We start from the raw sequence: 13,698 nt of genomic DNA on the forward strand, positions 1-13,698 counted from the left end.
GCCTAGTTCTTTTTAAGAAATTGTTGAATGCTAGAGATAAACTCTTTAGCTCTAACTTTATTGGTGTGCTTAGTTTGAATAAAAGTATGACCGTTTTCAGCAATTTTCCTACGTTCTTCTTCATTTTTCAGATAATATTTTGCTTTGTTATAAAAATCTTCAGTGTTACAGGAAATAAAGTTTTCTCCATCTAGAAACCCTAAATCTAAAACATCCTGGTTTGGTTCAGCTAGAAGCAAAGTATTACAACCTAAGACTTCAAAGTATTTTAATACTGCAAATCCACCTAATTCACTCGTACATCCACAAGTGAAAAACATTTTGGAGCGATTGATTTCTTTAGCATAAGTTTCGTTTATTAAAATACTACTGGATTCTTGAGCATTATGACCAGGGTGAGGGTGAAAAACAAATCCCTTTTCTAAGCGCATTTTTTGAAGTACAGCATCTCTAAATAAATATCTTCCTTTTAAGGGTTTTACTCTCAGTTCCTCTGACCATACTAATCCCATTAATAAATAGTCTATTGTTTTGGGTTGTTTCCAATCTTTAATGATATCTGGATTGATTGACCATGGTAGCCATACCAATTTATCATGGAATTTTGGGAAGACCTTTAAAAAGGGATTTTTACTGGCTGAAAAGATGAGATCAATTTTATTATTCTTAAAATAAGCTAGCCTTTTGACGTTATCCCAGTGAAGATCAATCACATAGCAGCCTTTAGGGATATTTATTTTATCTAGACCCGTGATTTTGGGAGCGAGGGCATAATTCCAAGCAATATCATAATGAAAGATAAAGTCGGGTGAAAACTTAAGTTGCTCGAGGACATCATTGATATCTGCGTCTTTATGCCAATACTTAACGTTGGCGAATTCTTCGATGGCATTAATGATATCCATTTTGATCTTATGTTTTGGGTGGGTGATGTGAAAATTTTTAATTAATATTAACACATTTAATGGTTTGTTCATTCATATTACACCTCTTGTCGATATGAAGTAGGTCTTTATTTAATATGTATATGTAAGAACATCAAGAGTGGGTCGCCTAATAGCATAATTAAAATAAAGTAAAGGGACTACTGCAATAAGCCCCTGTTACTGTGTTTTAGTTATCTGATTTTGCAGTACAACAAGACGCTCTCTATGAGTTCGCTCCACTCTATCAAATTCTCCAGTACACGTTATGAGGTTCAGTCGTTTAGCAGATGTATAGCCAAAAATAGTTTCGATTGGCGCATCATCATAAGGATAAACTGCCATATTTATGCCTGAAAAAGTCATTTGTTCACCGTTCGCACCAGTCAATTCAACTTGATCTCCTATAGAAAGTTTCTCTATGTCAAAGAAGATTGCTGGTCCGTTCGGCTATCAACATGACCTGCTAATACAGCATTTCCTTGATTACCTGACTTTGGATCACGATTAAACCATCCGACTTCAAAATCATCTTTAGGTACATCCATATGACATTTCTCATTTAAACCCACTATGTGCCTCTACCTCAATTTTAGGAGTTGAGATAGGAGTGGGAATTAATGAGGAATTGATTTGTGTGATAGGAGTAACATCTTGCTGTTTTGATTGGGTGAGATCCTCATCTAAAGAGGAGTACTTGAATTTCGGTCATATTAAATTCCTCTTGTACTCATGAGAAGATGTTATTAGGTGCACAAACAACCACAGTGAATAGCCCTAGTAAGAATGAGAAAAGAGAATTATGCTTCTTGCTTACGTCGAAAGTTAAGAAAGAAAAGAGCTGCACCAAATGCTAATGCTCCAGCAAATAAGATAAGTAAGACTCTAGTTGTAGTTGAAATACCACCCATACCTGTTGCAGGCATTGCATCAAGAGACATGTCACTTAAAATCAGCTCCCTCAACAACTACATCTCCATTTAAAATAACATCATCTCAGGTGCATCTGGTGAATCATGAGCAACACGTACTTTGACATCTTCCTCTGAATGATCTGCTGCAAAACCTGTTGCTTTAAATGATAATGTTAATGCCCCAACTAATGAAAGTAAAAATCCGTTTCTCAACTAGTTTCATTTCCTCATGTATGGTTATTTTTAGTTTGAATCCACTGCTTTGAACCGGGATGAACAAAAATGACCAACCTTTTCAATCATTATTTAATTTTTTTTTATGCTAATGTACAAGGTGAAGTTTATCCCCCCCTTAAAACATTCTGTCAAAACATTAACTCTTTTCTTTGAAATAGTTAATAAGTCCTAAATGTTAATCTGATTTAATAAGGGTATGTTATTAGGTAAGGAGGGATTAAGATGGAACCATTAATTATTTGTCCTAAATGTCATAAGAGCAAAGAAATTAGACATCTGCTAACTGCTCAATCGAATCAAAATGTGATATTTGAGTGCCCAAATTGTGAGTTTACCCTACGAAATATAGAAACAAAGAAGGGATAAGTTAATGATTTGTTGAAAGAGATAGAATGTGGTACCAAGTAGGGGAGAGGTATGATATAATAATTAGTACTTGGTACTAATAACTACCTATAACGGAGGAGATTTCATGATTCAACTTTCATTAAAAGATCGTACATATGTTGTAATGGGTGTTGCAAATAAAAGAAGTATCGCTTGGGGAATTGCTCAATCATTAGCAAATGCTGGAGCGCGATTAATTTTTACATATGCAGGGGAAAGACTTGAAAAAAATGTTCGCAGTTTAATGGAAACACTCGAGCGTGAGGACCATTTGATTTTACCGTGTGATATCACAGATGATTCTGAGATCGAAAAAACATTCAATGAAATTAAAGTAGAAGTAGGAACGATTCATGGTCTTGCTCACTGTATCGCCTTTGCCAACAAGGATGAACTAGAAGGAGAATACTTAAATACCACTCGTGATGGATTCTTATTAGCACAAAATATTAGTGCTTATTCACTTACAGCTGTTTCTAAAGCTGCACGTCCTCTTATGTCAGAAGGGGGCAGTATTGTAACATTAACGTATCTTGGTGGAGAAAGAGTCGTTCGTAATTATAACGTTATGGGTGTGGCTAAAGCATCTCTTGATGCTAGTGTGAAGTACTTAGCTAATGATTTAGGAAAAGAAAACATCCGTGTTAATGCGATCTCAGCAGGCCCAATTCGTACTCTAGCCGCTAAAGGGATTGGTGGATTTAATGATGTTCTTCGTGAGATTGAAGAGCGTGCACCTCTACGTCGCACAACTACTCAAGAAGAAGTTGGGGATACGGCTCTATTCTTAATGAGTGATCTTTCTAGAGGGATTACAGGGGAATTACTTCACGTCGATAGTGGTTACAACATTCTATCCCTATAATGGAGAAAGCAAGCATCTAGTATGAGATGCTTGCTTTTTTTAATTTACCTAGGTTGTTGTTGACTTCCAAATCCGATCGGCCCTGATGAACCAATACCCCAGATCCACCATGGAAAATATGGGGGTCTAGGACGTGGTCGTGGTGGCCTTGGCCCAGGACCCGGTTGAGATGGCCGGGGTGGAATTGGTCCATAGTAAGGAGCAATTCCCACTAGGTCACTGTTATGAACTTGGATAAATTGAGGCTGATAGTATGGAGACTGGTAAATAAACATGGATACCATTCCATTGCGCGGGTTAAAGTCTGTAACATAAGCGACTACTTGACCATAGCCTGGAATAGCTGTCGTAATCCATTGACCTACATACTGGCTAATAACACTTGGTGGTAAAAATTGCACAGATGGTTGTTGACGAAAATGATCGTCTGAATAGTAATAATGCATCTAAGCACTCCTTTCAAGCTTATAACACTTTATATAGTAGCCTATGTAGATTTTGAGAAAGGGTGTTTGTCTCTAAAATAAAGTGATCATTACTGCTCAATTCGGCGTATGTATAGAGAAAAAGGGTGAGGGATGTGTTTAATTTTATGACGGAATTAACAGGATTTGAATTTTTATTGCTCTCTTTAGCTGTTTTTAGATTTACACACTTAATTGTTTTTGATAGCATTACAGAATTTATGAGGAGCCCATTTATCGAAATAACAGAAGAAGAACAAGAAGGAGGGGAAGTGTATTACTATATCTCTAGCCGAGGAACTGGCATAAGGAAATTTGTTGGGGATGTGTTAAGTTGTTACTGGTGTACAGGAATATGGGCTTCTATTATCATATTTACTGGATTTATTTGGTTATATGATTTTATGATTTTTCCTGTATATCTGTTAGCAATTGCAGGAGTAGCAGCGATAGTAGAAACAATACTAAAGGCTATTAAGAAGTAAATAGATTTAGCACTTATCCAGCAGGAGGATAGGTGCTAAAAAGATATTAATGGAAATTAAATATTATTTTATTGTTTGACGGTTTCCCCTCCGGCATTTCTTCACTATATACATAACCTTGAATTACTAAATTTTTTTCTATTTGATGACTTGGTAATAAAACCTCAAAATTGAAGGTAGATAACGTTGTGTTGCCTAATAAAATATCTGAATTAGTAGGCTTTAACCAATATCTACCTGTTTTTTTTGCTTCTTTCTGTGATGTTCCCTCTATAAACGCCCATATTTCTTCAAGTGTGTCTTCTTCGAGTAAAAATTGAGAGGATGAGGATTGTTTACTGTGCTGAATCTTTCCGGATAAATTTGCATATTCAGGCTGATTAAACTCTAAGCAAATCACTGGGGAGTGAATTGATTGAGTTCCAGTGTTGACTATCGTGAACAGACCTTTAATAATAATATGTTCTTCTTCATTCTTTCTTTTGGGTATGATAACTGAATATGAAAAAAAACTATGAAACTGAAGATTCAGTTCAGCATTTGATTGATTGTTAGGTAAAATTTCAGCATTTTCTTGTATTTCTGATAATCGTTTCATTAAAGATTGAATAGATTCCTTTTGATTTTTGATTTCATTTTCTTGACGTTCAATAATTTGTTTCGAACGGATGACCTCAGACCTGTAGTGAATTAATTTTTGTTGAAGTTGAACTTCTTTATCCGAAGTAACTTTAGATGAACGAACCATTTTATCCCTCCTAAAATGCTTGTGTTATATAACTATGTATTGATTATGAACAAAAGAAGAAAAAATCGAGCAGGGAAGCGATTAAGCTTTTGCTCGATTTCTCTAGGGGCGGTCTTATTTATTTGCAGTTTTTACCTGGAAAGATAAGTGGGCATTGAGGTGGCGATTTTTCAGGTCTGCAAACAACAATATCACTAATTGGAAACTCATTCCGTGGTTTGCAGTATGCCCCTTCAATCTCTAATTTAACAAAGTCTGTTGCATGAACGTCTAAACAGAAGTCAATATCAATATTTAAATGAGCTGTATCGTTGCAGCAAATTAGTTCTGCGTCACATTCCCCTTCTAGTACTCGTGCATACACACACGTACCTTTTGGTGCACAGAGAAAAAAGGTCTGGGTCGTGCAGAAGTCAATGACTCTAGATTCACTTACACATTGTTTCCCATCAAAAATAAACACTTTTACTTTTCCTGATACAAGTATCTTTACTTTATGGAGTTTCACTTCTTCTCCACTAGGAAGAGTTACTTCTATTTTTTGGCGACCATTCGGTTGGATAATCTCCTTTGCTTCAAGACATTGCTCTAGGACTTTACATTCTGTAGTGATGCCTGGGTTTTCTTCTAGAAAATCACATAAACCATCTTCCAAAAGGTCCCTGCTCTCACCGAATAACTCTTCTAGCTCTTCACCGCAAAAAGTTTTTGTTTGAATATCTACTGGTCGAATGACCCAGTCAAAGACTTTTTCTGCATTGATACACAAGTTGTGTTTTTTATGACTCATCATTGTACCTCCTATTTTTTTACCCTACTTTAATTTTTTGATTATTTAAGTGGGTATTCAGACTACTGTATAGTATGACAGCCCGCTAAATTTGTGATTTTTTATTTAATTGATTGTTAGAAAACAGGCGAATGCATAATTGGAATCGGTAAATAGGCCAATGCCTAGACCATTTTCTTAGATTAACATAGTGTATTTATAAAAAAGAAAAGAGGAGTCTATTATGGAGCGTGGGAAGAAGAAAGAGTTCGTAAAAGGTAAAAAGGAAAAAAAGAAAGTTGAAAAGGTTGTAAAGGAAAGAATATTCAAACGAAGAGAGGAAAGAGTTGATGATTCCTCTTGTTGTTCGAGAAAATATGTAGCTAAATAACAAAACTCCCTGCTCTGATCTCACCCCTGTAAAGTAGACAGCTAAAAAAGAATAGCAGCTAGCGCGCATCGATGTTCTATTGGTGCGCGTTTGTTTATTTGTCTTGACCTGCTTTCCTCCCCCGCCAGATTTGGATACCGCTTATTTAAGTAATCTACCTGAGCTTTCAAATAGTCTCATTCTTCTTCCACAGACTTAAATTGTGTTCTCGTCCGCGTCCTTTAAGTGGATTAGATACCCCAAATCGAATGTCAAATGACTCACCCGCTCTCCACTTTTCACCCATACTTTAAGCTGAGAACAATGACGAATCCAAAAGTCATCAGTAGCTTGTGTATAACTTACAGATCCACTTACATATTTCATTACAGCCTTTAATTTGAAGTCATTTGTATACTAACGAAAGGTTTGCCCTTTTTTTCCATTAGAAAATCCCCTCCAAGTCTCATTCTCTAGCCTCATCATATCTGAGGTTTTTTTCGAATGTCTCCTTAAAGGGGATAATATCACTATGACAGCTTTTTTGGGGGAATATAATTTCGCTAGTCCTTTTTGTGTTGCTTAATAATTTCATTGAACCAGTGCGGTGTGCCCGCTTCTTCTTGTTCATTTGTTTCAACTGAATCATTTTCAGCAGGCTTCGGAACAGACTCCTCACTACTCTCCTCTACTATATTCATCTTTTTCAATTTATCTGCTTCTTCTAACCATTGTATCTTTTCTTCTTTAAAAGCATCTAATGTCGTTGCGTGCTTTTTTTCTAATTCTAGAAACTGTTGCTTGACACTCATCAATTCTTGTACTATCGCTTGTTTCTCATTTATGTGTGTTTCTTTTATTGCTTGCATTTCCGAATGTAGTAATTTGTTCTTTTCTTGAAGCTCATCAATGAGGCTGTAATGGTAATTGTTTTGGTATTTATCAACCTCTTTCTTGTATTTATTAAGTTCAGATTGGGTGTAAATGAGACGTTGTTGTAATTGAATGGGAGTTAATTTAGATAACTGCTGTTGCTTATTCAAGAAAATCTCCTCCTATTTATAACAGACATTTACACAAACATATGCTTTTTAAGGAATAAATATGTGAGATGTTCAATGAAACTGGTTATAAATACAGGCGTTTTTTTCATTGCTTAATAACATAGAGAAGACTAGATAAAAGGAGGTTATTATATTGATGTTTTTTGGACGCAATAAGTGTTGTTCTAATCAATCTAGAGCTAATTGGAACTGTTGTAGTAACTCTGCGAGTAAACGAGGGAAAAGAGGGAAGCGTGGAAGGCAAGGTCCTCCTGGTGCTCCCGGTCCAACAGGTCCAGCAGGAGCAGATGGAATAGATGGAGCAATAGGTCCAGCAGGTCCAACAGGTCCAGCAGGAGTAGACGGAATAGATGGAGCAGTAGGTCCAGTAGGTCCAACAGGTCCAGCAGGAGTAGACGGAATAGATGGAGCAGTAGGTCCAGCAGGTCCAGCAGGTCCAACAGGTCCAGCAGGAGTAGACGGAATAGATGGAGCAGTAGGTCCAACAGGTCCAGCAGGTCCAACAGGTCCAGCAGGTCCAACAGGTCCAGCAGGAGCAGATGGAATCGACGGACCAATAGTAACAGCTACTTCTGGTTTTGCAAGTAATACAGAAGGTACGATTATTACAATTGGTCTTGGAAGTGCTCCGATTCCTTTACCTAATGCTCAAAACTTATCTTCTGATATTACACCAAATGCAACTAGTACAGAATTCACAGTAGAAACTGCTGGTCGTTACTTCATATCATTTAATGTAAGGTTGACTGCTGCTCTTTTACTTGGAGCGAGGTTAGTAGTAAACGGTGAGCCGCTTCCGCAAGGGACACTAGATGCCCTTTTAACAGTAAGTTCTTTTACTGGAGATGTGATTATAACTCTACCAGCAGACTCGACCATCTCTTTAGAGCTTTATGGGTTATTAGAAGTTGTAACTTTGCAGGACGGAGCAGGAGCGACTTTATCAATTTTAAGGTTGGAGTAAAAAAAGTGTGAGTGAGGTTTCTGATTAATAAAGCAGAAACCTTGCTTATTAGCAGAAGTGTAATAGACATTCAATGCTGGAAGTTTAAGCGATACCAGCTATCTTTATGGAAAAGTATGAATTTAAGGATGTGGAAGAATGGAAGAGCATATTTCATTAATACATGTTGATAGGCAATTTCAAAGCATAAAAAGGGAAGTACTTGCATCCATTGAGAATGTGTTAAATAGCGGACAATATATCTTAGGAAAAGAAGTAGAACAATTTGAATTAGAGGTTGGTCAATATTTAAATACTGCCTATTCAGTCTCTGTAGCAAACGGTACAGATGCACTTGTTTTGAGTTTGAAAGCATTAGGAATTGGTAAGGGAGATGAAGTGATCACCACACCATTTACTTTTTTTGCAACTGCAGAAGCAATATCTAGAATAGGGGCAAAACCCGTTTTTGTTGACATCGATCAAGACTCATTGAATATAGATGCTTCCTATATTGAAGCGGCTATTACTTCAAGAACAAAAGCAATTTTACCAGTTCATTTGTTTGGTCTGTCATGTGACATAAACAAGGTATGTCAAGTTGCAAAGAAGCATAATTTATTTGTGGTCGAAGATGCTTGCCAAGCCTTTGGAGCAACTAATCATGAGTTAAAACTTGGTACAGTAGGAGATATTGGTTGTTACTCATTTTTCCCTACAAAAAACCTTTCTTCTATAGGGGATGGTGGGTTAGTAGTGACAAACAATGAAGAGATTGCAAGAAAAATTAAAAAGCTTAGACATCATGGTTCCACAAGGAAATATTATCATGATGAGATTGGATACAATAGCCGATTAGATGAAATACATGCAGCTATTCTCCGTATTTGCTTAAAGAAAATTGATTTATGGAATAGTGTACGAATTAAACGAGCTAAGAAGTATCAATCACTAGATGGGATAAATGGAATGAAAACCCCTAAAATCCCAGCTTCAAATGGGTCACATATTTACCATCTTTATTGCATAGAACACGATCATAGAGATGATTTAATGGATTATTTAAAGCAACATAATATAGCAAGTGGGATTTATTACCCGATTCCGCTTCATTTACAAGAAGTGTATAAGAACCTTGGATACAAAAAAGGTGATTTTCCGGTATCTGAACAAAAGGCTGACGTGCTATTAGCTCTACCAATGCACCCTTTCCTTTCTGATGAAGAGCAAGATAGAGTAATCAAGGTTCTTCAGGCATATAAGGAGCCTGGTAAAGATGACGATTAAAGTTGGTATTATTGGTTGTGGACGTATTGCTCAAAAACATGTGAATACGATTAATAAGTTAAAGGGTGTTAAAATTACAGCTCTTAGTGATATTTCAGTAGAGAGCATGGATAACTTACTTTTAAGAATCCAGTCATCAAGCGAACAAAAGATAGCGACCTATTCTTATTATAAAAGTCTCCTTCATGATTCTAACGTTGATTTAGTCATTATTTCGACCATCTCGAGTTTACATGCAGAAATGACTAAAGAAGCGCTTTTAGCAAAAAAGCATGTTCTAGTTGAAAAGCCTTTAGCACTTACACTCGACCAATCAAGGAATTTGCATCAGCTTGCCAATCAATGTGGTAAGAAATTGTTTGTATGTTATCAACTCCGTTATATAAAGACGATTTTGATGATTAAAGAAATGCTTAACCAAGGGCTATTCGGAGAGCTTTATTATGGTGCAATCACAATAGAGATTAACCGATCTGAACATTATTACAAGGAGGCGAATTGGAGAGGCAAATGGGATTTAGATGGAGGTATGCTTATTAATCAAGGAATTCATCTAGTTGATTTGTTAGTTTGGTTTTTAGGGGATGTAGTTGATGTTGATGGATGTCTGATCAAGAAGAATGATTCAAAAGAAACGGAAGATGCGGCAATGGGTATCTTTACTTTTAAAAGTGGCGCTAAAGGGATCCTTCATGCAAATACTATAACCTTGCCTACTAACATCGGTTACTCTATCAGGCTTTTTGGTGAGAAAGGAACTGTAGCTTTAAAGGGTACTAAATTACAAGAGATTGAACGTTTTGAGGTTGAGGGTGTAACTCTAACACAAGAAGAACTTGAAACCTGGATAGAAGATCAAAATGAACATACTAGAATGTATGAGGCAGTCATAGACTCCATACAAGGTAACGAGCAACCATATGTAGTCAATGGGAAGGAATCTGAGCGGGCATTAGAGGCTATCTTTGCTCTGTATCAATCAGCTATTGATAAAAATAAAACGTACTTACCGCTATCCACATTCGAAACGAGTTGGATGAAAGGTAAAATATGAGGGGGAGTATGATTGCATATTCATCAAAGTGCTAAAATAGGATCGGACACTAAAATTGGCGAATATACTATTATCGAAGATGGAGTAATTATCGGGGACCACGTTGAAATCGGTCATTATTGTATGATCAAAAAAGATACAGTGATCGGTAGTGATGTGAAAATTGGGGATTTAACTATTCTTGGTAAAAGTCCTAATTCGAATAAGAAGATGGCTCGTAAACCAAAGGGAACACTTCCACCCTTGGAAATTGGAAATAATGTGATAATTGGAAGTCATGCTATTTTATATAGAGGTTCCATAGTAAATGACGGTGTTCTTATTGCTGACCAAGTAAGTATGAGGGAACAAATCAATATAGGCACACATACAATTCTCGGCAGACAAGTGATGGTAGAACCTAATACGAGTATTGGGTCTTATGTAACTATACAAACAGGTTCTTATATTACGGCAGATACAACCATTGAGGAGCGTGTATTCATAGGACCTTGTTGTTCGATGTCTAATGATAAATACATGGCTACTGGTAGAGGTATTCATAAAGGTCCCACAATAAAAGAACAAGCGAAGATTGGTAATAATGCTACTTTGTTACCTGATATCGTAATTGGGAAGCAATCTGTTGTTGGTGCGGGTGCGGTTGTGACAAGAGATGTGCCGGACAATATGACTGTAGTTGGTAGTCCTGCACGCGAAATAAAAATGTAATTATAGATGAATCACCATTTTTAAGTAGTTGTGTGAGTATCCAGATCCCTTCTTCTCTCTCAAACATACTAATACAAGAGTATGTGAAGCTTTGGAAAAAGGAGAGGGAGAATTTTGAAAAGAAAAGTAGGAATTATTGGGCTAGGTTATGTTGGATTACCTTTAGCCATGTTATTTCATTCAAAAGACTTTAATGTCATAGGGATTGATATAGATCCATTTAAACTAAGTGAATACAAAAAAGGTAAATCTTATCTTTCAACGATTACAAATGAAGAAATGACTGCACTAAGAAATACGGCAACCTTTTCTTTTACAGATGATTTTTCAGCTATAGGAGAGGTGGATGTGATCATATTATGTGTTCCTACGCCATTATCTGAAACTCATCAGCCTGACTTAACGTATATACAAGCTGCACTTAACGCCGCAACCCCGTACATTAAAAGAAATCAAGTTATCATTTTAGAAAGTTCAACTTATCCAGGTACTACAGAAGAAGTTATTAAACCAACTCTTGAGAAAATGGGAAGAACCGTTGGAGTGGATATCTTTTTAGGTTATTCTCCAGAACGTATTGATCCAGGTAATCAAACGTTACCTTTTGAACAAATACCAAAGATTGTTAGTGGAGTTACCGAGGCATGTTTAAATCAGGTGGAATCGATTTATGAAAGTGTTTTTGAATCACTAGTGCCGGTCACTTCACCAAAAGTTGCAGAAATGACTAAGCTAGTGGAAAATACCCAAAGATTTATTAATATCTCTTTTATCAATGACATAGGGAGGCTTTGTCATGTAATGGATATAGACATATGGGATGTAGTGAAAGCAGCAAGTACGAAGCCATACGGATTCACACCATATTTTCCAAGCGCTGGTATTGGAGGGCATTGTATTCCAGTAGATCCCTTATATCTAAAGTGGAAAGCAGAGCAATTAAGGTTGAAAACGCCATTTATTGATTTGGCGAAGAAAATAAACGATGAGCAGCCTCGTTACGTAGTGAACAGGATAACCCACCTTTTAAAAAGGAATATGGTAACCCCTCAAAGTAAATTACTGCTTATTGGTTTAACATACAAACCTAATACAAATGATGTCCGTGAATCAAGTGCTATCACTATTTTTGAAGAATTGGTCTCAGCTGGATATCTAGTCTCCTATCATGATCCGTATATTGAAAATATCACTATCAATAGGGAAGAAAAGAAAGCGAGCAGTTTGGATAACTTAGGTGACTATGACTGTATAGTTTTACTCTGCAACCATTCGCAACTAGATTATCAAAGAATCCTCAATGAAGCTCAATTAATTTTTGATACAAGGAATTGTTTTGAAGACAATTATTCACATGTTTACCGACTCTAAGTATTTTCCCTTGCTTAAAAAGGAGGAAAAATGGTTACAATTAGCCTCTGTATGATCGTAAAAAATGAAGAACTATTATTAGCTAGATGTTTAGATTCTGTGGTAGACCTTGTTGATGAAATAAACATAATAGACACAGGGTCTACTGATAACACTGTTCAGATAGCGAAAGAATATACAAACCGAGTGTTCTTTTATAAATGGAATGGAGATTTTGCTGCTGCGAGGAACGCATCATTTGATCATGCCACCAAAGATTATATTTTATACCTTGATGCAGATGATGTAATTGAGAAGAAAGATCAACTGAAATTAAATAAGCTTAAAGAGACATTGGATCCCTCGGTTGATTCGGTTTCCATGTATTATCATGCGGGTTTAGATAATTATGGTAATGTCACCTTGAAGTACCGTAGAAATAGATTGGTAAAAAGAACGAGGAATTTTAAATGGTGTGGAGATGTTCATAATTATTTAAAGGTCCATGGTACTATTATTCATTCCGATGTAGCGATTACTCATAAAAAAGAAAAACACTCAGTCAGTCGAAATCTTGATATCTATCAAAAGAAAATTGAGCGTGGGGATACCTTTTCTGCTAGAGATCACTTCTATTATGGCAATGAACTAAGAGAAAATAAAAAATTTAACCGAGCCATCAAGGCATATGAATCTAATATAGCTTCTGAAGATGGATGGAGTGAAGATAAGTTCTTCTCATGTATTTTCAAAGCGGATTGTTTTAAAATGCTTGAGCAGCCAGAAGAAGAACGAAAAGCTTTGATTGAATCTCTTCAGTTTTCTAAAAAAATTCGCCCAGAAATGAGCTGTCGCTTAGGGGATTATTATTTAAGGAAAAAAGATTATGCATCAGCCATTGTCTGGTATAATGAATCATTATCAATAAGGACGGATAGTAATCAATGGAGCTTCAGTTTTCCGGCTTATTCATCTTGGTACCCACATTTGCAATTGTGTGTATGTTATTACAAGCTTAAGCAATATCAACAAGCGTTTGACCATAATAAAAAAGCGTCCATTTATTTGCCTGACCACCCAAAAGTTATCTACAACCATGAGTTGCTTGCAAGGATAATTGAATGATT

Annotated in this window: 17 protein-coding genes; 8 read left to right on the forward strand and 9 right to left on the reverse strand. The window is 36.3% G+C overall.

Going from position 1 to position 13,698, the window contains the following annotated elements; translation table 11 throughout:
- Nucleotides 1-2 precede the first annotated feature (2 nt).
- From RYX56_RS11935 to RYX56_RS11955, 5 genes are all read right to left on the reverse strand, one after another.
- Nucleotides 3-977 carry a glycosyltransferase family protein gene (locus RYX56_RS11935; protein ID WP_317122273.1) on the reverse strand — a complete coding sequence of 325 codons (975 nt, stop codon included), beginning with the start codon at nucleotides 975-977 and terminating at the stop codon, nucleotides 3-5.
- A gap of 126 nt (nucleotides 978-1,103) precedes the next feature.
- Entirely contained in the window at nucleotides 1,104-1,313 is a 210-nt protein-coding gene (locus tag RYX56_RS11940) for a class F sortase (RefSeq protein WP_317122274.1), read from the reverse strand.
- Nucleotides 1,314-1,342: 29 nt separating this feature from the next.
- Nucleotides 1,343-1,471: a sortase family protein gene (locus tag RYX56_RS11945; protein ID WP_317122275.1), complete on the reverse strand. Its 129-nt coding sequence runs from the start codon at nucleotides 1,469-1,471 to the stop codon at nucleotides 1,343-1,345.
- 252 nt (nucleotides 1,472-1,723) lie between these two features.
- Nucleotides 1,724-1,888 (reverse strand): hypothetical protein, encoded by a 165-nt coding sequence (locus tag RYX56_RS11950; protein WP_317122276.1) that lies wholly within the window; start codon nucleotides 1,886-1,888, stop codon nucleotides 1,724-1,726.
- Nucleotides 1,889-1,903: 15 nt separating this feature from the next.
- Nucleotides 1,904-2,050 carry a hypothetical protein gene (locus RYX56_RS11955; RefSeq protein WP_317122277.1) on the reverse strand — a complete coding sequence of 49 codons (147 nt, stop codon included), beginning with the start codon at nucleotides 2,048-2,050 and terminating at the stop codon, nucleotides 1,904-1,906.
- 496 nt (nucleotides 2,051-2,546) lie between these two features.
- Here RYX56_RS11955 and fabI point away from each other — a divergent pair, with 496 nt between their 5' ends.
- Entirely contained in the window at nucleotides 2,547-3,326 is a 780-nt protein-coding gene (fabI, locus tag RYX56_RS11960; protein ID WP_317122278.1) for an enoyl-ACP reductase FabI, read from the forward strand.
- Nucleotides 3,327-3,370: 44 nt separating this feature from the next.
- Here the strand turns inward: fabI and RYX56_RS11965 are convergent, their stop codons facing one another.
- Nucleotides 3,371-3,772: a hypothetical protein gene (locus tag RYX56_RS11965; protein ID WP_317122279.1), complete on the reverse strand. Its 402-nt coding sequence runs from the start codon at nucleotides 3,770-3,772 to the stop codon at nucleotides 3,371-3,373.
- Nucleotides 3,773-3,918: 146 nt separating this feature from the next.
- Between RYX56_RS11965 and RYX56_RS11970 the strand changes: the two genes are divergently transcribed.
- Nucleotides 3,919-4,275 (forward strand): DUF1360 domain-containing protein, encoded by a 357-nt coding sequence (locus tag RYX56_RS11970; RefSeq protein ID WP_317122280.1) that lies wholly within the window; start codon nucleotides 3,919-3,921, stop codon nucleotides 4,273-4,275.
- Nucleotides 4,276-4,321: 46 nt separating this feature from the next.
- On the opposite strand, the gene RYX56_RS11975 is transcribed toward RYX56_RS11970, so the two are convergent.
- The 3 genes from RYX56_RS11975 to RYX56_RS11985 all read right to left on the reverse strand — a co-directional run bounded on the left by RYX56_RS11975 (nucleotide 4,322) and on the right by RYX56_RS11985 (nucleotide 7,205).
- Nucleotides 4,322-5,023, reverse strand: a complete 702-nt coding sequence (locus RYX56_RS11975) for a hypothetical protein (RefSeq protein ID WP_317122281.1) — start codon at nucleotides 5,021-5,023, stop codon at nucleotides 4,322-4,324.
- A gap of 118 nt (nucleotides 5,024-5,141) precedes the next feature.
- Nucleotides 5,142-5,813, reverse strand: a complete 672-nt coding sequence (locus RYX56_RS11980) for a BMQ_0737 family morphogenetic spore coat protein (RefSeq protein WP_317122282.1) — start codon at nucleotides 5,811-5,813, stop codon at nucleotides 5,142-5,144.
- Nucleotides 5,814-6,725: 912 nt separating this feature from the next.
- On the reverse strand, nucleotides 6,726-7,205 hold the full coding sequence (locus RYX56_RS11985; protein ID WP_317122283.1) for a hypothetical protein: 480 nt from the start codon (nucleotides 7,203-7,205) through the stop codon (nucleotides 6,726-6,728).
- Nucleotides 7,206-7,362: 157 nt separating this feature from the next.
- On the opposite strand from RYX56_RS11985, the gene RYX56_RS11990 reads away from it, so the two are divergent.
- The 6 genes from RYX56_RS11990 to RYX56_RS12015 all read left to right on the forward strand — a co-directional run bounded on the left by RYX56_RS11990 (nucleotide 7,363) and on the right by RYX56_RS12015 (nucleotide 13,696).
- The gene (locus tag RYX56_RS11990) at nucleotides 7,363-8,190 is read left to right on the forward strand and encodes a BclA C-terminal domain-containing protein (RefSeq protein ID WP_317122390.1); all 828 of its coding nucleotides are present in this window, start codon (nucleotides 7,363-7,365) and stop codon (nucleotides 8,188-8,190) included.
- A gap of 138 nt (nucleotides 8,191-8,328) precedes the next feature.
- Entirely contained in the window at nucleotides 8,329-9,456 is a 1,128-nt protein-coding gene (locus RYX56_RS11995; RefSeq protein ID WP_317122284.1) for a DegT/DnrJ/EryC1/StrS family aminotransferase, read from the forward strand.
- The gene (locus RYX56_RS12000; protein WP_317122285.1) at nucleotides 9,446-10,510 is read left to right on the forward strand and encodes a Gfo/Idh/MocA family protein; all 1,065 of its coding nucleotides are present in this window, start codon (nucleotides 9,446-9,448) and stop codon (nucleotides 10,508-10,510) included. Before RYX56_RS11995 ends, RYX56_RS12000 begins: the two co-directional genes overlap by 11 nt.
- Nucleotides 10,511-10,522: 12 nt before the next feature.
- Entirely contained in the window at nucleotides 10,523-11,221 is a 699-nt protein-coding gene (locus RYX56_RS12005) for an acyltransferase (RefSeq protein WP_317122286.1), read from the forward strand.
- Nucleotides 11,222-11,335: 114 nt separating this feature from the next.
- Nucleotides 11,336-12,592 carry a nucleotide sugar dehydrogenase gene (locus tag RYX56_RS12010; RefSeq protein ID WP_317122287.1) on the forward strand — a complete coding sequence of 419 codons (1,257 nt, stop codon included), beginning with the start codon at nucleotides 11,336-11,338 and terminating at the stop codon, nucleotides 12,590-12,592.
- Nucleotides 12,593-12,622: 30 nt separating this feature from the next.
- Nucleotides 12,623-13,696 (forward strand): glycosyltransferase, encoded by a 1,074-nt coding sequence (locus RYX56_RS12015; RefSeq protein ID WP_317122288.1) that lies wholly within the window; start codon nucleotides 12,623-12,625, stop codon nucleotides 13,694-13,696.
- The last annotated feature ends 2 nt before the right edge of the window (nucleotides 13,697-13,698 follow it).

The organism is Alkalihalophilus lindianensis, from assembly GCF_032843265.1.
Lineage (GTDB): Bacteria > Bacillota > Bacilli > Bacillales > Bacillaceae_D > Alkalihalophilus > Alkalihalophilus lindianensis.

What these genes read in the sequence shown, in the direction of transcription:
- RYX56_RS11935 (WP_317122273.1), bottom strand. Translation starts at nt 977, where the DNA reads ATGAACAAACCATTAAATGTGTTAATATTAATTAAAAATTTTCACATC.
- RYX56_RS11990 (WP_317122390.1), top strand. Translation starts at nt 7,363, where the DNA reads ATGTTTTTTGGACGCAATAAGTGTTGTTCTAATCAATCTAGAGCTAAT.
- RYX56_RS12000 (WP_317122285.1), top strand. Translation starts at nt 9,446, where the DNA reads ATGACGATTAAAGTTGGTATTATTGGTTGTGGACGTATTGCTCAAAAA.
- RYX56_RS11945 (WP_317122275.1), bottom strand. Translation starts at nt 1,471, where the DNA reads ATGGATGTACCTAAAGATGATTTTGAAGTCGGATGGTTTAATCGTGAT.
- fabI (WP_317122278.1), top strand. Translation starts at nt 2,547, where the DNA reads ATGATTCAACTTTCATTAAAAGATCGTACATATGTTGTAATGGGTGTT.
- RYX56_RS11970 (WP_317122280.1), top strand. Translation starts at nt 3,919, where the DNA reads ATGACGGAATTAACAGGATTTGAATTTTTATTGCTCTCTTTAGCTGTT.
- RYX56_RS11980 (WP_317122282.1), bottom strand. Translation starts at nt 5,813, where the DNA reads ATGAGTCATAAAAAACACAACTTGTGTATCAATGCAGAAAAAGTCTTT.
- RYX56_RS11975 (WP_317122281.1), bottom strand. Translation starts at nt 5,023, where the DNA reads ATGGTTCGTTCATCTAAAGTTACTTCGGATAAAGAAGTTCAACTTCAA.
- RYX56_RS11995 (WP_317122284.1), top strand. Translation starts at nt 8,329, where the DNA reads ATGGAAGAGCATATTTCATTAATACATGTTGATAGGCAATTTCAAAGC.
- RYX56_RS12015 (WP_317122288.1), top strand. Translation starts at nt 12,623, where the DNA reads ATGGTTACAATTAGCCTCTGTATGATCGTAAAAAATGAAGAACTATTA.
- RYX56_RS11965 (WP_317122279.1), bottom strand. Translation starts at nt 3,772, where the DNA reads ATGCATTATTACTATTCAGACGATCATTTTCGTCAACAACCATCTGTG.